This is a genomic window from Neisseria chenwenguii, from assembly GCF_002216145.1.
Lineage (GTDB): Bacteria > Pseudomonadota > Gammaproteobacteria > Burkholderiales > Neisseriaceae > Neisseria > Neisseria chenwenguii.
In genome coordinates this window covers 1241187-1266165 of the sequence record NZ_CP022278.1, presented here as the reverse complement: position 1 = coordinate 1266165, position 24979 = coordinate 1241187, and the positions used below count along the sequence as shown (strand labels likewise).

18 protein-coding genes and 1 other RNA gene are annotated in these 24979 nt (G+C 57.1%); 9 read left to right on the top strand and 10 right to left on the bottom strand.

Translation table 11 applies throughout. The features are described 5' to 3' along the window. The first annotated feature begins 142 nt into the window (after nt 1–142). The 3 genes from mgtE to BG910_RS06220 all read left to right on the top strand — a co-directional run bounded on the left by mgtE (nt 143) and on the right by BG910_RS06220 (nt 4029). Complete coding sequence (mgtE, locus tag BG910_RS06230) at nt 143–1639, top strand: magnesium transporter (protein WP_089036096.1); 1497 nt, start codon at nt 143–145, stop codon at nt 1637–1639. Nucleotides 1640–2268: 629 nt separating this feature from the next. After that, a complete protein-coding gene (locus BG910_RS06225; RefSeq protein ID WP_123805257.1) occupies nt 2269–3252 on the top strand; it encodes a hypothetical protein in 984 nt (327 codons plus the stop codon). Nucleotides 3253–3423: 171 nt separating this feature from the next. Further along, complete coding sequence (locus tag BG910_RS06220) at nt 3424–4029, top strand: hypothetical protein (RefSeq protein WP_089037171.1); 606 nt, start codon at nt 3424–3426, stop codon at nt 4027–4029. Nucleotides 4030–4208: 179 nt separating this feature from the next. Here BG910_RS06220 and BG910_RS06215 read toward each other — a convergent pair whose 3' ends face one another. Next, nucleotides 4209–5492, bottom strand: coding sequence for a LysM peptidoglycan-binding domain-containing protein (locus tag BG910_RS06215; protein WP_089036094.1), 1284 nt, complete (start codon nt 5490–5492; stop codon nt 4209–4211). 186 nt (nt 5493–5678) lie between these two features. Between BG910_RS06215 and def the strand changes: the two genes are divergently transcribed. Continuing rightward, entirely contained in the window at nt 5679–6182 is a 504-nt protein-coding gene (gene def / locus BG910_RS06210; RefSeq protein WP_089036093.1) for a peptide deformylase, read from the top strand. Between the two features lie 230 nt (nt 6183–6412). Here def and BG910_RS06205 read toward each other — a convergent pair whose 3' ends face one another. Beyond that, nucleotides 6413–10636 carry a translocation/assembly module TamB domain-containing protein gene (locus BG910_RS06205; protein WP_232462163.1) on the bottom strand — a complete coding sequence of 1408 codons (4224 nt, stop codon included), beginning with the start codon at nt 10634–10636 and terminating at the stop codon, nt 6413–6415. Nucleotides 10637–11217: 581 nt separating this feature from the next. Next, nucleotides 11218–13065, bottom strand: a complete 1848-nt coding sequence (locus tag BG910_RS06200; protein WP_089037169.1) for an autotransporter assembly complex protein TamA — start codon at nt 13063–13065, stop codon at nt 11218–11220. 338 nt (nt 13066–13403) lie between these two features. Here BG910_RS06200 and sstT point away from each other — a divergent pair, with 338 nt between their 5' ends. Next, nucleotides 13404–14624, top strand: a complete 1221-nt coding sequence (gene sstT, locus BG910_RS06195; RefSeq protein ID WP_089036092.1) for a serine/threonine transporter SstT — start codon at nt 13404–13406, stop codon at nt 14622–14624. A 74-nt stretch (nt 14625–14698) separates the two neighbouring features. Here sstT and BG910_RS06190 read toward each other — a convergent pair whose 3' ends face one another. Next, complete coding sequence (locus tag BG910_RS06190) at nt 14699–16117, bottom strand: alanine/glycine:cation symporter family protein (RefSeq protein ID WP_089036091.1); 1419 nt, start codon at nt 16115–16117, stop codon at nt 14699–14701. A gap of 487 nt (nt 16118–16604) precedes the next feature. On the opposite strand from BG910_RS06190, the gene BG910_RS06185 reads away from it, so the two are divergent. Continuing rightward, a complete protein-coding gene (locus BG910_RS06185) occupies nt 16605–17762 on the top strand; it encodes an FUSC family protein (RefSeq protein WP_089036090.1) in 1158 nt (385 codons plus the stop codon). A 212-nt stretch (nt 17763–17974) separates the two neighbouring features. Continuing rightward, the gene (locus tag BG910_RS06180) at nt 17975–19549 is read left to right on the top strand and encodes a tannase/feruloyl esterase family alpha/beta hydrolase (RefSeq protein ID WP_089036089.1); all 1575 of its coding nucleotides are present in this window, start codon (nt 17975–17977) and stop codon (nt 19547–19549) included. Between the two features lie 475 nt (nt 19550–20024). On the opposite strand, the gene BG910_RS06175 is transcribed toward BG910_RS06180, so the two are convergent. The 4 genes from BG910_RS06175 to BG910_RS06155 all read right to left on the bottom strand — a co-directional run bounded on the left by BG910_RS06175 (nt 20025) and on the right by BG910_RS06155 (nt 22936). Next, a complete protein-coding gene (locus BG910_RS06175; protein ID WP_089036088.1) occupies nt 20025–20657 on the bottom strand; it encodes a tellurite resistance TerB family protein in 633 nt (210 codons plus the stop codon). Nucleotides 20658–21106: 449 nt separating this feature from the next. Further along, nucleotides 21107–21509, bottom strand: an RNA gene (gene rnpB / locus BG910_RS06165) — RNase P RNA component class A. Nucleotides 21510–21795: 286 nt separating this feature from the next. Continuing rightward, nucleotides 21796–22665: a pirin family protein gene (locus BG910_RS06160; RefSeq protein WP_089036086.1), complete on the bottom strand. Its 870-nt coding sequence runs from the start codon at nt 22663–22665 to the stop codon at nt 21796–21798. Between the two features lie 40 nt (nt 22666–22705). Then, entirely contained in the window at nt 22706–22936 is a 231-nt protein-coding gene (locus BG910_RS06155) for a DUF896 domain-containing protein (RefSeq protein ID WP_089036085.1), read from the bottom strand. An 80-nt stretch (nt 22937–23016) separates the two neighbouring features. Here BG910_RS06155 and BG910_RS12265 point away from each other — a divergent pair, with 80 nt between their 5' ends. Then, the gene (locus tag BG910_RS12265) at nt 23017–23157 is read left to right on the top strand and encodes a hypothetical protein (protein ID WP_157694041.1); all 141 of its coding nucleotides are present in this window, start codon (nt 23017–23019) and stop codon (nt 23155–23157) included. 167 nt (nt 23158–23324) lie between these two features. Then, the gene (locus BG910_RS06150) at nt 23325–23582 is read left to right on the top strand and encodes a winged helix-turn-helix transcriptional regulator (protein WP_332457772.1); all 258 of its coding nucleotides are present in this window, start codon (nt 23325–23327) and stop codon (nt 23580–23582) included. Between the two features lie 61 nt (nt 23583–23643). Here the strand turns inward: BG910_RS06150 and BG910_RS06145 are convergent, their stop codons facing one another. After that, nucleotides 23644–24540, bottom strand: a complete 897-nt coding sequence (locus tag BG910_RS06145; protein WP_089036084.1) for a polyprenyl synthetase family protein — start codon at nt 24538–24540, stop codon at nt 23644–23646. After that, nucleotides 24524–24754, bottom strand: coding sequence for an exodeoxyribonuclease VII small subunit (locus BG910_RS06140; protein ID WP_089036083.1), 231 nt, complete (start codon nt 24752–24754; stop codon nt 24524–24526). Before BG910_RS06140 ends, BG910_RS06145 begins: the two co-directional genes overlap by 17 nt. Nucleotides 24755–24979 lie beyond the last annotated feature (225 nt).

The window sequence follows — 24979 nt, the reverse complement described above, 5'->3', positions numbered from 1 at the left end:
ATACGCCCGTTTGCAACCCGACGCCTGTTTCAGGCCGAACATCATGGAACTTCCCAGTTCGATAATCAGAACAATCCGCCAAATCCACACCACCCGATAATCCCGCCGAAATGCGCCGCCGCATCGTGCGGGCGGAGCATTTATGAGCACTCCTGACAAAAATCTTCCCGAAAATCAGGCCGACGAAGTGCGCGTCGAAGGCGTTGGAAACGCCGGACACGACGACACCGAAAATATTTTGGAAAGCGTCGCCGCCGATTTCAGCCGCATCCATTCCCTCTGCGAAATTCTCGAACCCGCATTCCCGCAAATCGAAGCCGGTTCGCCGATTGAAGACGAAAGCCTGCGCATCAAGCTGACCGAGCTTTCAGCGCTGCTGGCCGAACTGCACCCCGCCGACGTGGCTGCGGTGCTCGAGTCGCTGCCGCAACGCGAGCGTAATATCGTCTGGCTGCTGGTCGCACCGGAAGACGACGGCGAGGTGTTGCTGGAAGTATCCGACTCGGTGCGCGAAACGCTGATCGAGTCGATGGACAAAGACGAGCTCTTGGCAGCAGTCGATGATTTGGACGCGGACGAGTTGGCGGCGCTGGCCGACGATCTGCCGCACCAAGTCGTTTACGAGGCGCTGCAAACCCGCGATGAGGAAGAGCGGGCGCAGGTTCAGGCGGCGATGTCGTATGAAGACCATCAGGTCGGCGCGATTATGGATTTCGAACTCGTCAGCATCCGCGCCGACGTGGCCTGCGAGGTGGTGTTGCGCTATCTGCGCCGTTTCGAAAGCCTGCCCGACCATACCGACAAGATTTTCGTGGTCGATGAAAACGACGTGTTGAAAGGCGTTTTGCCGATCCGCAAATTATTGGTGGCCGACCCGGAAGAACTGGTGGAAAACGTGATGTCCACCGACGTCGTGCGCTTCCGTCCCGACGACGACGCGGAAGAGGCAGCGCAGGCGTTCGAACGCTACGACTTGGTAACCGCGCCGGTGGTCGATGAAAACAAAAAACTTATCGGCAGGCTGACCGTCGATGAAATCGTGGACGTGATCCGCGAAGAATCGGAAGCGGATATGTTGAATATGGCCGGTTTGCAGGAAGAAGAAGACCTGTTTGCGCCGATTTGGGATTCGGTGAAAAACCGCTGGATGTGGCTCGCCATCAACCTCTGCACCGCTTTTCTCGCCAGCCGCGTCATCGGCGCGTTTGAAGGCAGCATCGAAAAAATCGTCGCGCTCGCCGCGCTCATGCCGATTGTGGCCGGCATCGGCGGCAACTCGGGCAACCAAACCATCACCATGATCGTGCGCGCCATGGCTTCCGGCCAGATTACCGACGCGCAGGCGTGGCGGCTGCTCAAAAAAGAAGTCGGCGTCGCCATGGTCAACGGCCTGATTTGGGGCAGCGTGATGGGTGTCGTCGCGTGGCTGCTCTACGGCAGCTTCGGTATCGGCCTCGTCATGATTGCCGCCATGACCCTCAACCTGCTGCTCGCCGCCGTCATGGGCGTGATGATCCCCACCGTAATGGAAAAATCAGGCCGCGACCCCGCGCTCGGCAGCTCGGTATTGATTACCGCCGTGACCGATTCGGGCGGATTTTTGATTTTCTTGGGGCTGGCAACGGTATTTTTGCTGTAACACGGCGTGAGGCCGTCTGAAATATTTATAAAAACACCCGCAGGTGAAGCTTTGGATTTAAAGCTGCGCCTGCGGGTGTTTTGAGGAAGAATATAGTGAATAAAATAAGAAAGATACAAGATGGCAAGGCGCAGACAGTACGGGCAGTACGGGACAGATGAACTTGGCGCTTCGGTGCCTTAGTGAATCGTCCTCTTTGAACTCAGCCACGGCCAACTAAGTAGATTTTTTATTTTATTTCACAATAAATATGAAACGGACGATGCCGTATGAATTCAGGGTAGGCAGCCGTTTTCAGACGGCATCCTTACTCATTCGCGGCTGCCCTGAGGTCTGCGGGAATCAGGTGTAAACTTATGGGCGTTCTATTTATGTTTAGGCGGCTTCCGTCGGTTTGTGCTGCGCCGGGGCTGCCGGCAAGTTCCGTAAAACGGAGAGGAAGGAGTTGCGGCTGATGTCTGACATGATAAAGTTCCTTTTAAAGTTTACGTTTGAATCTTGACGGATACTGCATCGGAAGGAGTTTCCGTGTTCCGATGACTGCATTTTACGCAGGAAGAATTTGCTCAGAATCAGGGCTTTTTAAAGTTTTTGTAACGGGTATCAACGATGGACAAAAGCATTTTGCCATGGCGGGAATTTGCGGCGGTCAGCTTGGCAGTGTTGCTGTTTTGGCGCTGCATCTGACGGCGGTTTTGTTTGCCGCGCTGACGGCCTACGCTTTGATTTCAGCGCTGTATGTTTTCATCAGCGGCCGTCTGAAAACGAGGGCGGCGGCACGGCTGTTGGCGGTGGCAGCGGCGGCGTGCTGCGTCGGGCTGCCGCTGTATTTTATCGGCAACTGGGCAGGCGACCGCGCGGTATCGGGCGGCATGGGCGCGGGTTTGCTCAAACAGGCGGCGTCGGTGTTGGAACAGCTTCATACGCTGCTGCCCCAAAATGCTGAGCAATACCTGCCCGAATCGGCCGAACATCTGCGCGCAATGGCGGCGGAAGCGTTACACCTCCACGCCGCACAGATTCAGGCCGGCGGAATGGACGCGCTGCGGCTGTTCGGCCACATCATTGCGGGTTTGGTCATCGGCGCGATTGCCGCCGTACAGGCGCCGCCCGAACGCGCCGTTTCCGACAAACCGTTGGTGCGCGCGGCTTCGCAGGGTTTCGGGCGGCTGTATCACAGTTTTATACAGGTTTTCGGCGCACAACTAAAAATTTCGGCGCTCAACACTGCGCTGACCGCCGTTTACCTCTTAGGCATTCTGCCGCTGATCGGCAAACCGCTGCCGTTGACGGGCGCGCTGCTGGCGCTGACGTTTGCCGCAGGGCTGCTGCCCGTGGTCGGTAATCTGATTTCCAACACCTTTATCGTGCTGCTCAGCCTGAGCCACGGCCTGACGTTGACGCTGCTGTCGCTTTCGTGGCTGGTCGGCATCCACAAGCTCGAGTATTTTTTCAACGCCCATATCATCGGCCACAAAATCAAAGCCGCCGCATGGGAACTGCTGACCGTCATGATCGCGATGGAAGCCGCGTCCGGCCTGCCCGGCCTGATTTGCGCACCCGTGATGTACGCCCAGCTTAAAAGCATCTGGGCGGAACGGGCGTGGGTATAACACGAACTTCCTACCAACCTTCCGGAGCCGGATTTTCACGCTAAAATCTTTTAATTCCCGCCCAAAACTACCGTTTATCGCGTTCAGACGGCATTGCTCCTTTTTTTCGCACAGTCATGACAAAACCGTTTTATGATGCGCCCGAAACCAATAACAACCTTGAGGGACATCATGATTCAGAACTTACAACGCCGCGCTGCGCCGTTTTTATACGTTTTGGTATTTTTCGCCGGTTTTTTTGCCGCCTGCCTGTGGTTCAACCCGCAAGCCTATCTGCAAAACCTTGCGCCGACGCTGGCCGCCGTCGCTCTGACTGCGGCGGCATGGGTGGTTTATCTGGCCGTTTCCGCCAAAGTCAGCGCCCGCAACGAATGGCTGCGCCGCGAAAAAACCGTTCAGCGCGAAAAAGTCCATCCGGTTTTACACGCTTCGCTGCACGCCTCAAAAAACCGCGAAATGCTGGTATTGTCAGTGCAGAACCACGGCAAAGGCATGGCCAAACACATCCGCCTGAGCGTTCTGCCGCTGCCGGGCAATGCCGCCAGCGAGGCCGTTGTCGATGCAATGGCCAAGCTGCCTGCTTTTTCAGGCGGCATCGATATGCTGGCTTCGGGAGAGGAATTCAAAGGCATGTTTGCCGATTTGAACGATCTGATCCTGCATATTCCCCATCAGGAATTCAGCGGCATTGTCCGTCTGAAAACCGACTGTGAAAACGCATTCGGCGAGCTTTGCTCATCCGAAACGGTATTGGAACTGAGTTTGTTAAATCGTTGAATACGGTAAAAAATACAGGCCGTCTGAATATTCAGACGGCCTTTTTAAATTTGTTTTTTTGGTTTTTCTGAAAAATATTCAGGTCGATACCTTTGCAAAAATAAGAAACGCCCGCCTAAAAGCCGTCTGAAAACCCCAATCGGTTTTTTCAGACGGCCTGTTTTCATTTTGCAGCGCAATCAATACGGGTTGATGTTGCTGCGGAAGTTGTACTGGTTATTCGGCGTATCGTGCTGCTCCTGCGGCTCGTTGCGGACGTGCTCTTTGTCTTCCTGCATATTGTCCAAATCACGGCCGGGCTCGGAAGCGGTGTCGCCGATGCTGACGCTGTTGAGGCTTTCCAGAATGATGGCGGAAGCCAGATGCTCGTTGGTGCGGTACACCATCGCCAGGCCGACTTCTTCGGCGGGGATGGAAACGTATTTGTACACGCTGCGGTTGCGGCCGGCTTTCGGATCTTTTTCCAACTCGACTTTGGTTTGGCGGCTGCGTTTGTAGAGACTCACGACTGTGCCTTTGTCCAAGCCGTCGGCTTCGCCTTTGTTGAGCGTGATGGTTTGGAACTGTCCGGCTTCGCTGATGCCGTCTGAAATGGAAACGACTTTGGCCTGAACCGGCTCGGCGGGCGCGTGCGGCATCATTTGGAAGGCGTCGCCTTCGTCGGTCATTTTGTAGAGGAAATCACCTTTGCGGATTTCGGAAACGGCTTCTTCAACCACCATCGGCTGCGCGGTTTCGGTCGGTACTTTCACGAGCGGATGCAGGCGGGTGTAGTATTGGCCTTCGCGCAGGTTTTTCGCGTCGTCTTCGCTGCGGGCTTCGAGCGCGCTGTTTTTATAGGGCAGGGTGCTGACGATGCCGCTGAATACGACTTCCTGACCGAGGAATTTTTTGGTATCGGGGTCGGTGATGTCTTTGGTGGCGCGGTAAACCAGATAACGGCCGGGCTCTTTAATGCCGTAGGCGTACACGCGGTCGCCTTTGGTGTAGAGTATACGGCTGTCGGGTCCTTCAATCAGGCGCGGCGCATCTTGGGTCTGCATCGGCGGGATAAACTGCGGATGCTGCATAAACAGACGGTAGAAGTTGACGTTTACGGTCGGAATGCCGTAGCCGGAAGTTTCGCGCATACGCGGGTGCAGTCTGACGGTCGGGATGCCGTCTGAGGCGCGGCTGCCGCCTTCAAAGCCAAGGCGCGGCTGGCCGTTGACGTAGCGCAACACCAATACCTGCCCCGGATAAATCATGTGCGGATTGCGGATTTCGCTGCGGTTTGAGCCCCAAAGGCGGTTCCACTGCCACGGGCTGTAAAGATATTTGCCCGAAATGCCCCACAAAGTGTCGCCCTGTTTGACTACATAGCGCTGCGGCGCGTTCGGGCGCACTTTCAGCGCGGCGGATTGCGCTTGGGCAGAAATTGCCATACCTGCGATACAAAGCAGGGTTATAATACGTTTTTGCATGACCGTTCCCCTAATATATTGAATTCGGTTTGTCTTGGATTTAAAAATGAGGCCGAAACAGTCGGCCGAGTGATAAATTCGGAAAAACGCATTTTATCATTGAACCTTGCCGTCATCATAGGAATTGTGTCGGCAGACGGGCATTCTGTATGAAATACACACACTAAATTTGAAAACGAGACGATTATGGCCTTATTAAACATCCTCCAATTCCCCGACGAGCGCCTGCATACGGTCGCCAAACCCGTTGAAAACGTGGACGAACGCATCCAAACGCTGGTTGCCGATATGTTTGAAACCATGTACGAAGCCCGCGGCATCGGGCTGGCAGCCACACAGGTCGATGTGCACGAACGCGTCGTCGTGATGGATCTCACCGAAGACAAAAGCGAACCGCGCGTGTTTATCAATCCCGTCATCGTCGAAAAAGACGGCGAAACCACTTACGAAGAAGGCTGCCTGTCCGTCCCCGGCATTTACGACACCGTCACCCGCGCCGAGCGCGTCAAAGTCGAAGCCCTCAACGAAAAAGGCGAAAAATTCACGCTCGAAGCCGACGGCCTGCTGGCGATTTGCGTCCAACACGAATTAGACCATCTGGCCGGCATCGTTTTCGTCGAACGGCTGTCGCAGCTCAAACAGACCCGCATCAAGACCAAACTGAAAAAACGCCAAAAGCAGAATATGTAAATCCTTGCGCCGCAATGAAAGGTAAAAGTGCTAAAAGCTGCTTGGTTTGAATCATTTTGTAGTCTTCATTGTCATTGAATTACAGCTTTTGTGCGCAGACATAGTTTTAAATCAAATATCTGTGCTTGTCATATAAAAAGTGTGGTTTTTTAGAGTAATCATGCTATTGAGATGAAAAAAGGCCGTCTGAAAACTTCATCGGGTTTTCAGACGGCCTTTGTTTTGCAGAATTACGGCTTTTTGCCGGGGGCGGGGTCTGCCGCTTTGGGCTGTTTCGCTTCTGCTGCGGCTTCGGCATCGGCTTTTTTGTCGTTTTCCCAATCCTGTTTGAAGAGGTGGTCGAAACGGATAGTGTAGCGCAATTCGCCGCCGGAGGAGCGGGTGCCGACGCGGGCGATGGCTTGGATGGCGCGGGTGAGCTGGTAGAGCAGTTTGACCGATTGGTCGGTGCTGCCGATGCCGTATTCGTAGCCGAGGTAGAGCTCGTTGGTGAGCTGTTTGCCGACGGTGAGGACTTGTTCGGCAGGGTTGAGCTCGCCGGTTTGGGCGTTGCGGCTGCGTTTGCTGGTGAAGCCGATGTCGTCCACGAGGCCGATGCGGTCGTTGATTTGGCCGGCAAGGAGCGCGCCTGCGGCGGCGGAGAGGGTGGCGTTGTCGCTGTCGCTTCCGGAACTGGCGCGGTTGAGAATGAGCCAGGAGAGTTTGTCTTTTTCGCTCATGGCTTCGTCGGCAACAAGCGTAACGCGCGGGTTGCTGAGACTGCCTAAGACTTCGACGCCGGCGCCGACGGGAGAGAGGCGGCGCTCGGCGCGGATGTTGAGGTTGGGGTTGGACAGGGGGCCGACGAAGGAAATGGCGCCTTTGGTGATATCGAGGTCTTGTCCGTAGGCTTTGTAGCGGCCTCTGACGACTTTTACGGTGCCGATGCCTTGTACGGTTTCGCCGGGGCGGGCGGTGAGTTTGAGGGTGCCGCCGAGAGTGACGTTGAGGCCTTGTGCGATGAAGCGGACGTTGTCGTTCAGGTCTAAATCCAAATCCATATAAATCGGGGTGGCAGCGGCGGCTTCTTTTTTGGTTTCACCTTCGATAACGACGTCATCGTCCAGCACCGGCATGGACGATTGCTGTGTCCCGAAGAGGCCGAAGTCGGCTTTTAGGCCGCCGACGAGGGAGACGCCGCGCTGCGGGTTATAGAGCACTTGGGCTTTGCCGCTGAGGGCGAGGCGGCGGTTGGGGCGGGAGAGGGTGCGGTATTTATCGAATACGATATCGACGTTGACGTCGGGCTCGGCGTCGTTGAGGGAGACGCTGCCCTTGAGTTCGACGCTGCCGCTGCGGTGGAATTTGAGGCTGTCGATAATCCAACGCTGCCCTTGCAGGTGTGAGCGTAAAACGCCGTTGTCGAGAATCAGCCCTTGCGCCTGATTGCGGTAGTAGAGGTTGTCGCCGTTGACGGTGCCGCCGAGTTGGGGGTCGTCCACGCGGCCTGCGAGGGTGACGGCGGCGTTCAGGCGGCCTTTGACGGTTTGGCCGACGGGGATGAAGTTGCGGAACACTTCGAGGTCGGCAATATTGGCGTTGATGCGGCCGCTTAAAGGCGCGGCGGCGAAACTGCTGCCTTGGCCGATATTGACGTTGCCGTCGAGGCGGCCGTAGTTGGTGTTGCCGTTGAGAACGGCGGCGACGGTGGGCGCGCCGGCACGGCCGCCGATGTCGGCGGAGACGTTGAAGTTGCCGCTCAAGCCTTGTGCGGTGGCGGGCATGAAGACGCGCAGGGTGGCCAAATCGGGCAGAGAGAGGTTGATTTTTCCGCGCACGGGGGCGTTGGCGATGTTGCTGCCGAACTGCTGGCCGATGTTGACGTTGCCGTTGACGCGGCCATAGCGGGTGTTACCGTCAAGCACGGCGTCAATGCGGCCGTTTTGGAAACGGGTGCGCAGCGCGAGCGCGGTCAGGCCGAGCGGCTGGTTTTTCTGCGGCAGAACGATGTCGCCGCCCTGACGGCTGATGTTGAGGTAGCCGCGGGCGTTTTGGCTGTACGACAGATCCCAGTCGCCGCCGAGGACGAGGTTATGCTCGACGGCGGGTTTGTAGAAATTGTGCAACTCGCTCATGTGCAGGTTTTGCGCGCTGCCTTTGCTGGTGATGCCGGCTTTTTTGTCCCATACGAAATTTTGCAGGTTGAGGCTGCCGCCCATCGCCGACCAGCGCGCAGTGCTCATGGCGACGCGGTTGGCGCCCGCTTCCAGATTCATTCGGTTTTGCAGCTTGAGGTTGAATGCGCCGCTGATGTCGAGCACGCCGACCGAGCCCTTCCATTGGTCGAGGGTTTTGTTCAAACCGCCGGTTGCGTCGATTTCGAGCTTGTAGCGTTTGTCGGCCAGCGCCATGCTGCCGCCGCCGCGGATATGGTGGTTGGCGCCCGTGCCGCTGACGAAGAGATTCACCGCGTCGATGTTGGTCGGCGATTTGCCGGCGATGACGATTTTTTCGCCGCGCAGTTCCGCGTTGACGGGTTTGGTGATATCGGGGGTGCCTTTGAGTTTGAAATCCAGCGTTTGGATGCCGGCCAGATTGGCCATACGGAACGCGCGCGCCTGGCCGTTTACATCCGCTTCCAGCGATTTGAGGCCGTCTGAAAGGTCGCCGCCGATGTGGCCTTTGGCGGTTACGAGGCCGCTTAGGCCGAAGCCGAAGCGCGACAGATCGGGCGCGTTGATGTCGAGATTGAGGCGGTCGCCGCGTTTGCCGAAGCTGCCGCTGGTTTTTAACACATTGCTGCCCAAGCGGATGTCGGTGAGCGCGCGCGCCAAGTGTTTGTTTTCATACAAAACATCGGCTTTGCCGCTCAAAACCGCGCCGTTGAGCGTACTCGGGGCAAACTGCATTTTGCCGCCGAATTTCTGTTTGCCCAATTCGCCGTCGAGCGCAATCGTGCCGTTGACGCTGCCGTTGGGCAGTTGCGGATCGATTTTAGCGGGGTTGAAAGCTTTGCTGGCAACGTCGAGTTTCAACACGCGGTCTTTAAATAATTCCAGCGTACCCGCCGCAGTCAGCACGCCGCCGTTTTGCGGCAGGATTTTTACTTGGTCGAGCTTGAGCGTGCGCTGGCCGAGTTTGCGGTCGGTCGCCACCGCCAGAATCCCCGAGGCTTTCGCGTTGCCGCTGTCGAGATTCCACGCAAGCGTCGGCGACGCGGTTGCGCCTTTCACTGCAATCCCGCCGTTCAGACGGCCTGCAAACGTGCGGTTGACCGCATCGGCGGCGGTCAGGTTTTGGATGCCCAGCGTCAGGTTCAGCAGGCTGTTTGCCGTATCAACCGTGCCGCCGACACTGACGCGCCCCTGCTGCAACAGCGCGATTTCCGCGTCTTTAATGCGCACCAAGCCCGTTTCGTCAACCGTAAATCCGCCCAACACGCTTTTCACCGGAATCGCGCCCGCATCGGCGAAACCCGCTTTTCCGTTCGCCAAATCGACCGAACCGTCAAGCGCGATGCCGTCTGAAAACGAAGGTACGACCGTCGCATCAAAAGTCAGATCCGCCTGCGGCAGCGTTTCCAAAAACGCGCGCGGATTGATGTTGAAACCCTTAATCTGCACCTCGCCCACCGCCTCATTGAGCTTGGGCGCAAACGGATGCAGCGTCGAAGCCGCGGTCAGATGCACGGTATCGCCGTCGAGCAGCAGCTCGCTTTTCATGTCTTTCAGCGAACCCCACAGCCTTGCCGTACCATGGATGGTTTCACCGTCCAATTCGCCTTTGGTGTAAACCGCGGTATTGAGCGCAAACGGCTTTTTCAGGCCGATTTCCACCGCACCCGCCGATTCGCTCCACGGCGATTTCAGCGCCTTGATGTCGAGGCGGTGCTGCTTGCGGTCGTAGCGGTAGGCCGTCTGAATTTTTTCCAGATAAACCGTCTGCTTGGCAAAACTCTTGCCCACGCTGATTTTGCCCGTTTCCAAACGGTCGATGAACACCGTCGCCGGCAGGTCGATGCTGTCTGGCAGCCCTTTGGACGGCTTCTTCTCTTTAGGCGGCGTCGGCTTGGTCACGACGGCAATGTCGCCCGCCGACAATTCGGTAATGTGCAGGCTCGGATCGAACAGCTCTTTCGGTTTCCACGCAAATTTCAGACGGCTGATTTTCACATCCGCGCCTGCCGTTTCCACCAACCATTCGTCGCCGTCGAAACCGTCGATCAACGTACCGCGCAGCGTTTCCGATTTGATGTTCACACCAAACCACGACGGAATCTGATACAGCCCGAACCGCAGCCCCGATTCCGTCGCCGCAATCCAGCCGGCGGCGCCGCAGACAAACGCCGCAAAAAACAGCAGCGCAAACAGCAAAACCTGCAACCAAGAACGCTTGTGTTTGGGCGGGGTCGGACGGTTTTCAGACGGCATCGCGTCGGGGGTTTGGGTCGGAAGGACGGCGGTTTGGTCGGTCATGGTCGGGTATTCGGTTTTTTTCGGGCGGGGCGGGCATTTTATCCGCAAATATCCGGGCTTCTGAACCCTGCTCCCTCTCCCGCGGGAGAGGGTTGGGCGGTGGCCGTCTGAAAATGCTTGGGCGGCATTTCGGACGTTTTGCCCTCCCTAGCCCCCCCCGCGGGGAAGGGGACAGGTTTGTGGAATGTCAAAGTTTTTCAGACGGCATCAGGCGTCTGGTGTTTCCGGTGGTTTGGAAAGTGTGAGGCCGTCTGGAACGGTTAATCTTTCAACCGACGTCATTCCCGCGCAGGCGGGAATCCACGTTTGATTTTCTGAAACTGTGTTAAAACAAAACATTGTCTGTTTTTAACCGTGGATTCCCGTCTGCGCGGGAATGACGTCCGTGAAAGAATTGCATAGGCTGGGCTTCGGCCCAGCTTGTCAGCCTGCTTTGCTGGGCTGAAGTCCAGCCTACACAGTTCGGTTTATCTAACCGTTTTGCGCCCGCCCCGGTTTTCGCAGGAACGGGGAAGGGTTATCACCTTTTTCAGACGGCCTCAAGTATTTTTCGGTAATCTCGGTCAGGCCGTCTGAAAACCTTAAAACCGCGTTCCCAAACTGATATGCCAGCGCAGTTTTTTGTCGGAATGCCCGTAGGCCACGTCGAAGGAGAACGGGGCGACGGGGCTGAACCAGCGCAGACCGAGGCCGGTGCCGTGTTTCATGGTCATGTGCTGGAAGGTACGGGCGGCGTCGCCGACGTCGTGGAAGACGGCGGCGGAGAAGTTTTTGCTGAACGGGTATTGGTATTCCAAGCTGCCGACCAGAAGGGCGCGGTCGGGGAGGACGGAGTCGTTCGGCCCCTGTATGCCGATGCTGTCGAGTTCGTAACCGCGGATACTGGATGCACCGCCGGTGCGGAACAGCAGGCTGGAAGGAACGTTTTGGTTTTCTTTGGCGTAAACGTAACCGGCCTGCCCGCGGGCGATGAAGGTGCCGATTTTTTTGTTTTCGGGCGTGAAGTAATAGCCGGTGCGGACGTTGGCACGCGCCATCATGGTGGAGGAAAGCACTTTGCCTACTGTGGCACCGACTTTCCCGTCGAGGTAGTAGCCGTTTTCGGGGCGCAGGGTGGTGTCGATGTTTTGGCGTTTCCAAGCGGCGGTAAGCATGGTGGCATGGCTGCGGCCTAAGTCGAGGTTGGAACCGGGAACTTTCTGGTCTTCAATAATGAATTCGAGGCCGAGGCGGGCGTCGATGTTGTTGCGGTCGCGGACGTACCAAACCCCGCTGGTGAGGGCGCGTTTTTCAAGGTTTTGGGTGGTGGAACGGTTGTAGCCGACGTTGGTCGTCCAGTATTTGCCTTGATTGTTGCGCGGCTGGCTGACGCCGAGGGCAAACGAGGTTTCGTATTTGTCCATGTCCCAAACGACGGAGCCGATGTAGCCTTTGTTGAAGAGATTGTAGTAGTCGTAGCCGATGCGGCCGCCCAAGCCGTATTCGGAGTCGTAGCGGATACCGGTTTCGAATTTATGGCGTTTGGTTTCGGTAACGTTGACTTTGACAGGTACGCGGTCGCCTTGCAGATTGTCGAAATCAGCCTGAACCGAGGCGCCGGCGTAATGGCCGTTTTGCTCCAGCGCCTGCTGGAGGTCGAGCAGCATGTCCAAATCATAGGGCGAACCGGGTTTGAAACGCGCCAAGCCTTCGACGACGCTTTGCGGATAACGGCGGGTACCGGTGATTTGGAAGTCGCCGAAGTAGATCGGGCGGTCGCTCTCGACGATGACATTGAGGTCAGCGGTGTGTTTGTCGGGATTGATGGTGGCCTGTGTGCTGCTGAGTTTGGCCAGCGGGTATTTTTTACGGGTAACGGCGGAGAGGACGGATGTTTTACTGTTGCTCCAGCCGCTTTGGTCGAAGTTTTCGCCGACGGGCTGCTGCCAGTCGAGCATGGCGTTTTTATAGTATTCGGCTAGGTTGTCGTCGGAGAGGACGTCGCCGACGAGGGCGACGCTGACATTGTCGATTTTGGTGCGCGGGCCGGGAATGGCGCTGACGGTATAGCTTGTGCCGTTGTCTTTGAGATAGACGGTGCTGTTGAAATAGCCTTTGGTGCGCAGGATGGTTTTGACGTTGTCGGGCGTTTCCTCGGCCAGAAAGCCGACCTGCTCTTTATCCAAAACTTCTTCCTGCTGCTGGGTAATCAGCGGCAGGCTCTCTTCGAGCAGTTTTTTGAGTTCGTCGTCTTTCACGTCGATTTTGACGGGAAACTTCGGCTCGAGTTTGACCGATTCGGTGGAATCCAAACGCGGCGGTGCGGCGCGCTTCGCAGCGGGAATCGGCTCGTAATCCTCCGCGCGCGGCACAAACTGATCGGCCGCCGCCGCGTGTGCGCAGGCCAGCGAGAGCGTAGTCAGGAGAAACGGCTTAATCGGCTTGTTCATCATGGGCATACGGCGCTTCGGCGGAAATGGAATCGGACTGCCGATTCTAACATTATTTCCCCTCTCTTTTAAAACCCGCCCGACGCGGGGCGTTTTATCGGCGTGAACGGTTTGGCGTTGGAAACAGTATAGAAACAGTATAAAGAAAACACGGCTTGCGGCACAGTTTGGATTTTCAGACGGCCTAACAAGGAAAACGGGGTTGTAGGCCGTCTGAAATATTTTATTTCACTATAACGCCCGGCAAACGCGGTTTGCCCGCCCTATCCAAACTTCCCCCTGCGCGGTTTTTTACTTTAGAATGCAGTCCGTTCTTAACATTAAAAAAGAAGATTCTTATGGCTGGCAGCAATTCGGTGTTTGGCACACTCAACCGCATCGATTTGGTTACCCAAATCGTTATCGGCTTGGTTTTGGGCATTTTACTCGGCTGGCTCGCGCCGGATGCGGGCATGGGCGCGGGACTTTTCGGCAGCCTGTTTGTCGGCGCGCTCAAAGCCGTGGCGCCGGTTTTGGTGTTTATTTTGGTGATGTCGGCCATCGCGCGGCACCAAAAAGGCAATGAAGCCTATATCAGGCCGATCATTGTTTTGTATATGTTGGGCACGTTTGCCGCCGCAGTGGTGGCGGTGGCGGCCAGCTTTATGTTCCCGACGTCTATTGTGCTGGCCAACGCCGGCGATGTTTCGACCACGCCGCCGTCGGGGATTGCAGAAGTTTTGAAAAACGTCTTGATGAACTTGGTTGCCAACCCGATTAACGCCGTCGCCAATGCCAACTACATCGGCATTCTCGCTTGGGCGCTGATTTTGGGCGCGGCCTTGCGCAACCACGGTTCGGACACCACCCGCCAAGTGGTCGCCGATTTGGCCGAAGCGGTTTCAACCGTCGTGAAATGGGTGATTAAGTTTGCCCCTCTGGGTATTTTCGGTTTGGTGGCCTCCACGGTAGCCGAAACGGGTTTTGACGCGCTTTTGAGCTATGCGAAACTGCTGGGCGTATTGCTGGGCAGCATGATTTTCATCGCACTGGTCGTCAACCCGTTGATTGTATGGTGGAAAATCCGCCGCAACCCCTACCCGCTTGTGTTGACCTGCCTGCGCGAAAGCGGTGTGTACGCCTTTTTCACCCGCTCGTCCGCCGCCAATATTCCGGTCAACATGGCGCTGGCGAAAAAACTCGGCCTGCACGAAGACACTTATTCCATTTCCATTCCGTTGGGCGCCACCATCAATATGGCCGGCGCGGCGATTACCATTACCGTGTTGTCGATGGCTGCCGCGCATACGCTGGGCATTCAGGTTGACTTCTGGACAGCCGTCCTCTTGAGTCTGGTCGCCACCGTCGGCGCCTGCGGTGCATCCGGCGTGGCGGGCGGATCGCTGCTGCTGATCCCGATGGCGTGCAGCCTGTTCGGCATTTCCAACGACATTTCCATGCAGGTCGTCGCCGTCGGCTTCATCATCGGCGTGATTCAGGATTCCGCCGAAACCGCGCTCAATTCCTCTACCGACGTGCTGTTTACCGCTGCCGCGGATATGGGGCGCAACCGCAATTAAGCGGGGTTTTGAAGATAGATATGGCAAAGGCCGTCTGAAATTTTCAGACGGCCTTTCTCTTCAAACCCAAAACCTTACCAAATATCCGATTTAATCTTACGTTTCAAACCCGGGTGTTCGGAAAGTTTAAACTCAGGATCCTTGCCCATTTTCAGCTTGGCGGTGTAATCCTTCAGCAGCAGGAAGACCAGCGGCGAGAGCAGCAGAATGGCAATCAGGTTGATCCACGCCATCGTGCCCATTGCCATATCGGCCATGTCCCACACCAGCGGCACTTCGTTCACCGCGCCGAAATACACCATACCCAACACGCCCATGCGGAAGAGCGAGAGAATCTGCCAGTTGCTCTTGATAAACTGCACATTCGATTCCGCATAAGCGTAGTTGCCGATGATGGTGGAAAACGCGAATAAAAACAGAATCACCGCCAGAAAATCCGCGCCCCAGTTGCCCACATGGCTGACAATCGCCGCCTGCGTCAGTTGCGCGCCGCTTAAACCGTGATCCGCCGGCAGGTCGGAAACCAAAATGATAAACGCGGTACACGAACACACAATCATGGTATCGACAAACACGCCCAGCATCTGAATCATGCCTTGCGACACAGGGTGTTTCACCTCCGCCGCCGCCGCCGCATTCGGCGCCGAACCCTGACCCGCCTCGTTGGAATACAGGCCGCGTTTGATGCCCATCATCATCGTTTGCGAAATCAAACCGCCGAGCAGGCCGCCGCCCGCCGCGTCGGATTTAAACGCATTGCCGATGATCATCTCAAACACGTTCGGAATCATCGCGACATTTGTGCCGACGATATACAGCGCCATCAAAAGATACAGAACCGCCATCACCGGCACAACCAGCTCCGCCCACCGCGCGACGCGGCGGATGCCGCCGAAAATAATCGGCGCGGTCATGATGACCAAAGCCACGCCGACGGCGTGTTCGTCCCAGCCCCAAGCCACTTTGGCGGCCACCGCCACCGTATTCGACTGCACCGCCTCATACACCAGTCCGAAACAGAAAATCAGACTCAGCGCAAACAGAATCCCCATCCAGCGCTGCCCCAGGCCGCGCGTGATGTAATAGGCCGGACCGCCGCGGAAATGGTGGTTGTCGTAATCGCGGATTTTAAAAAGCTGCGCCAACGACGACTCGGCAAACGCCGAACTCATGCCGATAAAGGCCACCAGCCACATCCAAAACACCGCACCGGGGCCGCCGACGGAAATCGCAATCGCCACGCCCGCAATATTGCCCACGCCCACGCGGCTGGCCAAACCGGTCACAAACGCCTGAAACGGCGTAATGCCGTGCGGATCGTCGCCCTGCCTGCGCCCGCCGAGCATCGCGCGCACGCTTTGGGCAAACAGGCGGATTTGGACAAAACCCGTCGTCAGCGTGAAAAACAGCCCCGTGCCGAGCAAAACAAAAATCAGCCAATCCCACATCGGGCCGTTCACAGCCTTCACCAGATTGTGCAAGGATTCAGTCATATCATTCCTCCAAAAAACAGTTTTCAGACGGCCCCAACCGCTTTCCCAAGCATCAGGCCGTCTGAAAAAGATGGGCGGATTCTAGCAGTTTGTTGACAATGCGGGTAGGGATTTTTGTACTAGAGGAAACGGAATTTAAAGCAGTTTCAAAGTGTTAGCAAAAATCCCACACACAGAAACAGCTCAAAACAGCCGGATTCCGCCCGTTTTCCAAAATCTGCCTAAAGGCCGTCTGACACTTCGACTACGCTCAGTGGCAAGTACTTTCGACTTCGCTCAGCAGCCGAGCTTTCACGGACGCCATTCCCGCCTGCGCGGGAATGGCGTCCGTTGAGGAATTAACCGTTTCAGACGGCCTTTAAGCGGATGTTTCTGATTTTTGCAACGGCTTGAAGCTGTCGGTTTCAGACGGCCTCAGGCATTCCGCTACAAATTCCGCCCGTTTCCGTTTAAGATACGCACCTGTTTTCTTTCCGAAAAATCCCCAATGACCTCTCCCGCCGAACGCGCCCGCATCGCCGAACGCTGGCTCAACTCCTACGAACGCTACCGTTACAGCCGCCTGATCCACGCTATCAGGCTCGGATTGGCCGTTTTGTTCGCCACCCTTCTGGCGCGCGTCGCCGGCTTGGAGCACGGCGAATGGATCGGCATGACCGTGTTTGTCGTGCTCGGTATGCTTCAGTTTCAAGGCGCGATTTACTCCAAAGCCGTCGAACGCATGCTCGGCACCGTCATCGGCCTTGCCGCCGGCTTGGGCATTCTATGGCTCAACCAACACTATTTCCACGGCAACATCCTGTTTTACCTCATCGTCGGCATCCTCAGCGCCGTATCCGGCTGGTCGGCCGTCGGCAAAAACGGCTACATCCCCATGCTCGCCGGCCTGACCATGTGTATGCTCATCGGCGACAACCGCCACGACTGGCTCGACAGCGGCCTCACCCGCGCCATGAACGTCTTATTCGGCGCCCTCATCGCCATCGTCGCCGCCAAACTCCTGCCGCTGCGTTCCACCCTGATGTGGCGCTTCATGCTTGCCGACAACCTCACCGAATGCAGCCGCATCATCGCCGAAGTCGGCGACGGCAAAACCATGACCCGCGAGCGTTTCAACCAAAACATGGCCAAAATGAAGCAGATCAACGCCCGCCTCGTCAAAAGCCGCAGCCACCTTGCCGCCGTATCGGGCGAAAGCCACATCTCCAAACCCATGATGGAAGCCATGCAGCACGCCCACCGAAAAATCGTCAATTCCACCGAGCTGCTGCTTACCACCGCCGGCCGCCTGCCCAAACCCGTCATCAGCGAAGACGAAATGCGCCTGCTCGACCGCCATTTTTCCCGGTTCCAACGCGAACTGCGTCTGACCGTGCGCCTGATTAAAGGCCACTACGCCCGCCGCATCCGCTTTCTGCCCGGCATGACGCCCGAACTCGAGCGCCTCTCCCGCCGGCTGCCGTTCGAATGGCAGGGCTTTTTATGGCTGAGCATCAACACCCGCAGCGAAGTCGCTTCGCTGGTCATCCTCCTCCAGCGCACCCGCCGCAAATGGCTGGATACTTACGAACGCCAACGCCTGCGCGAACATCTGCTGGGCAACAAAGCCGACGCGCGGGAAGAGGAGCAGACGGAGGCCGTCTGAAAATACCGGTTCGAACCAAACAAGCCTCCCCTGTCCTCCTCCCGCGGGAACGGGCACTGATTTTCGGAACGCCCGGAATCCGCGTTTCCAAACCGGCCGGATGTTCAGACGGCATTCAAACGCTTAAAAGGCCGTCTGAAACCCTGTCCCTGTTTTCAGACGGCCTTTCCATGTACTAAAATTCAATCATCTCACCCCACGAAAGCACCGCCATGAAACCGCACAAAATCCTTCCTGCGCTTCTCGCCGCCGTGGCCGCGCCTGCGTTTGCCGCGTCCGCCGAACAATGTACCGCGCTGAAAAACGCCAAAATCGCCGACACCCAAATCACCAAAGCAGAATGGTCGGCCGACGGCTCGGTCGGGGCAGACAGAATGTCTGCGCTGACGGGCGGTGCGGCGCAGGCGCAGAAAGCAGGCGCGCATTGCGTGGTCGAGGGCGAAATCGGCGCGCGCACCGGCGTTGACGGCAAACATTACGGCACGAAATTCCAGCTCCGCCTGCCCGCACAATGGAACGGCAGATTCCTGTTTCAAGGCGGCGGCGGCGTGGACGGCTTTGTCGCGCCCGCCGTCGGCAGCGTTCCCGTACGCAGTTCCACCGCCACACCCGCGCTGATGCGCGGCTATGCCGTGGTCAGCATGGACGGCGGCCACCCGACGCCGACGCCCGATTTCGGCGCCGATCCGGACGCGCGTTTGGATTTTGCCTACCGCTCAATCGGCAAAACCACGGCGGCGGCCAAAGAGCTGCTTTACCGGATGTACCGCGCCGCACCGAAACACAGCTATTTTATGGGCTGTTCTAACGGCGGACGCGAAGCGATGATCGCTGCGCAGCGCTACCCGCAGGAATTTGACGGCGTGATTGCCGCCAATCCGGGCTTCCGCCTCTCCCGCGCCGCCGTGGCCGAAGTGTGGGACACGCACCAATTCATGAAAATCGCGCCGAAAAATTCAGCCGGCCAAAAAATCCTCGCCAACGCCCTGACACAAAAGGATTTGGACAAAGTCAGCCGGGCCGTCTTAAAACGCTGCGATGCCAAAGACGGCCTGAAAGACGGCGTGATCAATGCTTGGGAAAGCTGTGATTTCAAACCCGAATCCGCCGGTTTGGGCCGCGCTAAAACCGCTGTGCTCAAAGCCGTGTTCGGCGGCGCGAAAAACAGCAAAGGGCAGCAGATTTACAGCGGCTGGTTTTACGATACAGGCATCAGCGCCGAAGGCTGGCGCAGCTGGAAACTCGGCAACTCGCAAACCGCCAAGCCCGACGCCCGCAACATCACGCTGGGCGAAGGCTCGCTCAAATGGTATTTCATGACCCCCGCCGTGCCCGATTTTGATGTCGCGAAGTTCGACTTCGACCGCGACACGCCGAAAACCTACGCCACCGGCAAAATCAACGACGCCACGGCCACCGATATGTCCGGCTTCAAAGTGCGAGGCGGCCGGTTCATCATCGCCACCGGCATCTCCGACCCGGTATTTTCCGCCAAAGACCAGCGCGACTGGTTCCGCCAAATGCAGCGCGACACCGCCGGCGCAGAGGAATTCAGCCGCATGTTTATGGTCCCCGGCATGACCCATTGCGGCGGCGGACAGGCGTTTGACGACTTCGACCCGCTCACCGCGCTGGAAAACTGGCACGACAAAGGCCAAGCCCCCGAACGCCTCACCGCCAAGGGTAAAGCCTTCCCCGGCCGCAGTATGCCGCTTTGCGCCTACCCGAAAACCGCCGTTTACACGGGCGGGGATAAAAATAAAGCGGAAAGTTTTACCTGCCGCTGAGGTTTGGGAAAGCAGAGGCCGTCTGAAACTTCGGCTACGCTCAGTAACCGAATTTCAGACGGCCTCATCATCTGTATGCTTACAGAAACACCGGCGGCTTAGCGCAGTCAAAGTCCTGCCAGACATTTCCGCGATGCAAACAGGCTTCGGCTATCTACGCTCAGCCACCGGTTGCCGCGGGGTTTCGCAGATACAATTAGCCGTAGGGTGGGTGTAAACCCACCGCTTGCCTGAAAGGCAAGACTGCCTAAAAAATTTTCAACATCTGGATTTTGGCCTGCGGTCAAACGGTGGGTTTACCCACCCTACGGCTGCTGAAAAGCTCGTCATTTTTCAGACGGCCTCATCATTAGCATACTTACAGAAACACCGGTGGCTGACGCTCGAAGGCCATCGGACAAACAAAAGGCCGTCTGATACTTCGGCTACGCTCAATAACCGAATTTCAGACGGCCTTTGCTGTTTACAAACAATCTTATAAACCCAACTGCTGTTCCAGTTTTTCAACCAGCGCATCGTCGAGCTCCAGCGCTTCGGAAAGCTGCGCGAGAAAAACGATTTCTTTGCGCGACAAATCGGCGCAGACGGCTCGGGCGGCGAGATAAACTTCCGCTGCCAGTGCCTGATTGCCGCCGACTTCGCGGGCAAGATCGGCAACGGTGGCAGGGTTGGCGTATTCGGCCATCAGCCAGCGCGAGGTTTCGGCGTCGCCGCCTCCTTCTTGGGCGATTAACTGTTTTTCCGCGTCGTCAATCAGGCCGTCTGAAGCGGCGGCGGCAATCATGGCGCGCAATACGGTACGGCTGTGGTCTTCGGCAATCTGCCCGGTCGGTTGGAACGCGCTTTGCTCGGGCGCGGGTTGGGCGGGGTTGCTCTCTTGGCGGCTTTGGTAGGCTTTGTAGGCCAATACGCCCAATGCGGCGAGCGAACCGACTTTGAGCAGGGAGCCTGCGTTTTTCTTTTTAAACAGCATGGAGGCGACGCCTGCGGCCAGCGCGCTGCCGCCGAGTGTGCCGAGCAGGTTGTTGTCGGACGCGGTTTTGGCGGCTTTTCCGCCGCTTTTCTGTACGGTGTTTAACACTTGGTTGAGCAGGCTGTTCAGATTCATGGGCTTGTTCCTAAAGATGGGGAAAACTTGAATATGGTGTGCTTATACCGAAATGCCAAGCGGGGATAAGTTAAGGATTTGCAAAAAGAATCGGGCGCGGGTTTACATTTTTCAGACGGCCTGGGGAAAAGGAAAAACCGCCTGCTTTTGAGGGCAGGCGGAAACGTAAGGTTTTTTGTTTTTTTACTGCCCCGTTATTGACTTAGCAACAGCACAAGCATTAAGATTATCTCAATGACTGTACTGAGTTTCAGTCTGAAGCAGCCTTTGCGAGTGGTCTGTTTCATTATGAAACCGTTGGTTTCAAACAAAAAGCCCCACTGCGAATGGGGCTTTTTGCTTACCAGCCCCGCGGGCATTATAAATACCCGCATAGGATAAAACAAGCCGTCTGAAATTCGGTTACTGAGCGTAGTCGAAGTGTCAGACGGCCTTATTTGCATTCGGGGCACACTGGTCGGACGGTAAGCCGGGTTCTGTCGTCGGACAGTCATTCCTCTAGGCGCACCATTGCTGATGCGCTCCAGCAACCTACCCGAACGCTCGGCGAGCAGCGTCGTTGCGTTCTGTTTGGTCTTGCTCCGAATGGGGTTTGGCCTGCTGCGCCTTGTTGCCAAGTGCACGGTGCGCTCTTACCGCACCATTTCACCCTTACCTGTGTTCCCGCCGCAGCCTTTTGCGCCCTACTTGTAATGACGCAAAAGGCTGCGGCGGAGAACCATCGGCGGTTATGCTTTCTGTTCCACTTTCCGTCGCGTTACCGCGCCCGGCCGTTAGCCGGCATTCTGCTCTTCGGAGCCCGGACTTTCCTCCCCGCAGCCTGCGCCGCGCGGCGACTGTCTGTCCGGCCTGTATGCGCGGCGGATTATAGCACGGTTGGCGCGGCTTTTTAAAAATCATAGGACTGTCGGGAGGCCGTCTGAAAACCGAATTTCTTTCCCGGCGTAGGCTGGGCTTTAGCCCAGCAGGTTCGTTTGAGATTACATCGAATAAGTTTCAGGCAATAGGGAAGCATGCTGGGCTGATGGTTCGACAGGCTCACCAACCGAGCCCAGCCTACGGCATTTCAGACGGCATGAAACGCTAAAAGGCCGTCTGAATATTTTCAGACGGCCTTCAGTCTTGTTAATCCCCAAAATCAACCCAACCAGCCAAACTTCCCGGCGTTGAAATCTTCAAACGCCTTGACCAGCTCTTCGCGCGTGTTCATCACAAACGGGCCGTGGGCGGCGACGGGTTCGTTAATGGGCACACCGCTTAAGAGCAGCAGCTCGGCGCCGTTTTCGTCAACGCGCAGAACAACTTCGCCGGCGTCGGTTTCAAAGGTCACGAGCTGGGTGGCGCCGACGGTGCGTTCGCCGTTGAAGGTTACGTTGCCACGGCGCACGGCGAAGGCGAGGTTGTGGTCGGACGGCAGCGTCAGCGTAGTTTTGCCGTTTGGGTTGAGTTTCACGTCCCAAACATTCATTTCGGTGAAGGTTTCGGCCGCACCTTTCACGCCGTCGAGTTCGCCCGCGATGATGCGCAGGCTGCCGGCGCTGTTGTCCAGTGCGACGACGGGGATGGTTTCGGCGGCGAGGTGCTGGTAGCGCGGCGGCGTTTCTTTGTGCGCACGCGGCAGGTTGACCCAGAGCTGCGCCATTTCAAACAGCCCGCCGCGTTTGCTGAAGGCTTCGGAGTGAAACTCGTCGTGCACAATCCCCGCGCCCGCAGTCATCCATTGCACGTCGCCTTCTTTAATGACGCCGCCACCGCCGCTGCTGTCGCGGTGCTGCACTTCGCCGTGGTAGGCGATGGTCACGGTTTCAAAACCTTTGTGCGGGTGCGCTCCCACGCCGCGCGGGAGGCCTTCGTTGGGTGCAAATTCTTCGGGAATGGCGTAGTCGAACATCAAAAACGGATTGGTCTGCTTGTCTTCGGCCATGTGGGAAAACAGCGGGGAAACGTGGAAACCGTTGCCGACCCAATAGCGGCGCGGCGCGTCGTAAATGCAGCGGATTTTTCTCATGAGGCGGTTCCTTTTTTGTTTGAATTCAAATGTTTGTTTTTCAGACGGCCATCCCTTCGGCCTGCGCCTTGCGCAAAGCGGCGGGCGTCACATCGTTGCCTTCGCTGTCGATGACTGTGGTCACGGAGAGGATGTTTTTCAACTGCCCCGTAACGGCGTTTACATAAGCCTGACGCAGCGCGGCGCGTTCGGCGGTTTCTTCCGCGCTCAGCACGCGGGTTTTGGCGAGCGCGGCCAATTCGTTGATGCGGTTGAGTTCGGGGATACGCATTTTCTATTTCCTTTCGCTATTATTTTTTGAATACGGATAGATTGTACAAATAGGCCGTCCGAAAGAAAATACGCACAAAAATGATACTGTGGCACAATGGTTTCGCGCCGTTTTCAGACGGCCTGAACACATCATGCCGTCTGAAAAGCCAAACCGCCGCGTCCGTTCCCCAAAAAACTTTAGAAACCGTAGGTCGGATTCTTGAATCCGATATGACCTGAATGTGCCGCCAACCGTCGGATTCAAGAATCCGACCTACGGCCTGTGCAAATATGGTTTTGCTCCCTTTCCAAACTTCGGCCGCCCTCATCATGAAAACCCTGCCCGAACACACCTGTATGCCCGTCAACGCCACGCTGTCCGTCATCGGCGCGGTAAGTGGAAGCCGCTGATTGTCTATCGCCTCAACGCCGCGCCGCAGCGTTTCAACCGGCTCCAACGCCTGATGCCCGAAGCCACGCGGCGGATGCTGACTTTGCGGTTGCGCGAGTTGGAAGAGGCGGGAATTGTGCATCGGGAAGTGTTCGACGAAATGCCGCCGAAAGTCGTGTATTCGCTGACCGGACTCGGGCGGACGCTGATGCCGGCGGTGGAGGCGATGTACCAATGGGGCGTGATGTATGCGCTGCGCAGTAAGACCGTCTGAAACAGCAATGCCGTCTGAAAATATTTTCAGACGGCATTTTTGCTTACCGTAAGCGCCGGACTCAATTCTTCCGCGCGGTCACAAATTCCGCGAGCTGCCGCAGGTGTGCGGCTTTTTCGCCGAAAGGTTCGATCTGCGCAACGGCGTCGGCGACCAACGTTTCGGCATAGGCGCGGGCTTCGGCCAACCCCATCAGCTTGACATAAGTCGGCTTGTCGTTGTCGGCGTCTTTACCGGCGGTTTTACCCAGCGTGGCGGTGTCGGCTTCGCAGTCGAGCACGTCGTCGATGACTTGGAACGCCAAGCCTAATTTTTGAGCGTAACCGTCTAGGCGGGCTAAATCGGTTTCGCCCAAATCGGGGCAGGCAAGCGCGCCGAGGGCGACGGCGGCGCGGATGAGCGCGCCGGTCTTGAGGCTGTGCATCTGTTCGAGCGCGGCTTGGGTCATGGCTTTGCCGACATTGTCCAAATCAACCGCCTGCCCGCCCGCCATGCCGAGGCTGCCGCTGGCACGGGCGAGGGTGGCGGCCATTTGCAGCTGACGCGCGGCGGGCAGTGCGGTGGGACGGCAGATGACGTCGAACGCCTGGGTTTGCAGCGCGTCGCCGACCAAAAGTGCAGTGGCTTCGCCGTACTTCACATGGCAGGTCGGTTTGCCGCGGCGCAGGCTGTCGTTGTCCATCGCGGGCATGTCATCGTGCACCAGCGAATAGACGTGCAACATCTCAATCGCGGCCATTGCCTGACCGACGGCGTCTTGGTCGGCCTCGCCCAGTTCGGACGCAGCCAGCACCAACAGCGGGCGCAGGCGTTTGCCACCGCCGAGTGTGACGTAACGCATGGCTTCGTGCAGTTTTTCCGGCACGTCGTTTTCAGACGGCATCAGGTGCGCGAGCAGGATTTCGGTCTGCGCCTGCGCTTTCTGCTGCCAGCTTTTCAAATCATTCGCTTGGATCAAGATTGAGCTCCTTCAGGCCGTCTGAATCGAGCACTTGCAGTTTCTGCTCGACTTCGGCCAGTTTTTCCTGACAGTATTTCACCAGCTCGTTGCCTTCCTGATACGCGGCCAGCGCGTCTTCCAGCGGCATATCGCTGCTCTGCATCGCCTGCGTGAGGGCTTCCAGACGCTTGATGGCGTCTTCAAAGGATTTTGGGGCGGGGGCTTTTTTCATGGGATTTTTCAGGGTTAGCGGAGGCGGTATTGTAGCATTTTTGGTGGGGAAAGGCCGCCTGAAAGGCAGGGAGCGGAAATTTGGGCGGCGGTTTTTTGCGGCTAAAATCACGGAAAGCCTGCCGTTTCAGACGGCCTTTTCGATTTTCGCGAAAGTTTCAGGCCGTCTGAAAACCGTTTTTCCACACCGATACCGTAAATTCCCATGCTAAAACTCTGAACAGTC

Coding starts and splice junctions, on each gene's coding strand:
- mgtE (WP_089036096.1), top strand. CDS start 143: ATGAGCACTCCTGACAAAAATCTTCCCGAAAATCAGGCCGACGAAGTG.
- BG910_RS06225 (WP_123805257.1), top strand. CDS start 2,269: ATGGCGGGAATTTGCGGCGGTCAGCTTGGCAGTGTTGCTGTTTTGGCG.
- BG910_RS06220 (WP_089037171.1), top strand. CDS start 3,424: ATGATTCAGAACTTACAACGCCGCGCTGCGCCGTTTTTATACGTTTTG.
- BG910_RS06215 (WP_089036094.1), bottom strand. CDS start 5,492: ATGCAAAAACGTATTATAACCCTGCTTTGTATCGCAGGTATGGCAATT.
- def (WP_089036093.1), top strand. CDS start 5,679: ATGGCCTTATTAAACATCCTCCAATTCCCCGACGAGCGCCTGCATACG.
- BG910_RS06205 (WP_232462163.1), bottom strand. CDS start 10,636: ATGACCGACCAAACCGCCGTCCTTCCGACCCAAACCCCCGACGCGATG.
- BG910_RS06200 (WP_089037169.1), bottom strand. CDS start 13,065: ATGAACAAGCCGATTAAGCCGTTTCTCCTGACTACGCTCTCGCTGGCC.
- sstT (WP_089036092.1), top strand. CDS start 13,404: ATGGCTGGCAGCAATTCGGTGTTTGGCACACTCAACCGCATCGATTTG.
- BG910_RS06190 (WP_089036091.1), bottom strand. CDS start 16,117: ATGACTGAATCCTTGCACAATCTGGTGAAGGCTGTGAACGGCCCGATG.
- BG910_RS06185 (WP_089036090.1), top strand. CDS start 16,605: ATGACCTCTCCCGCCGAACGCGCCCGCATCGCCGAACGCTGGCTCAAC.
- BG910_RS06180 (WP_089036089.1), top strand. CDS start 17,975: ATGAAACCGCACAAAATCCTTCCTGCGCTTCTCGCCGCCGTGGCCGCG.
- BG910_RS06175 (WP_089036088.1), bottom strand. CDS start 20,657: ATGAATCTGAACAGCCTGCTCAACCAAGTGTTAAACACCGTACAGAAA.
- BG910_RS06160 (WP_089036086.1), bottom strand. CDS start 22,665: ATGAGAAAAATCCGCTGCATTTACGACGCGCCGCGCCGCTATTGGGTC.
- BG910_RS06155 (WP_089036085.1), bottom strand. CDS start 22,936: ATGCGTATCCCCGAACTCAACCGCATCAACGAATTGGCCGCGCTCGCC.
- BG910_RS12265 (WP_157694041.1), top strand. CDS start 23,017: ATGATACTGTGGCACAATGGTTTCGCGCCGTTTTCAGACGGCCTGAAC.
- BG910_RS06140 (WP_089036083.1), bottom strand. CDS start 24,754: ATGAAAAAAGCCCCCGCCCCAAAATCCTTTGAAGACGCCATCAAGCGT.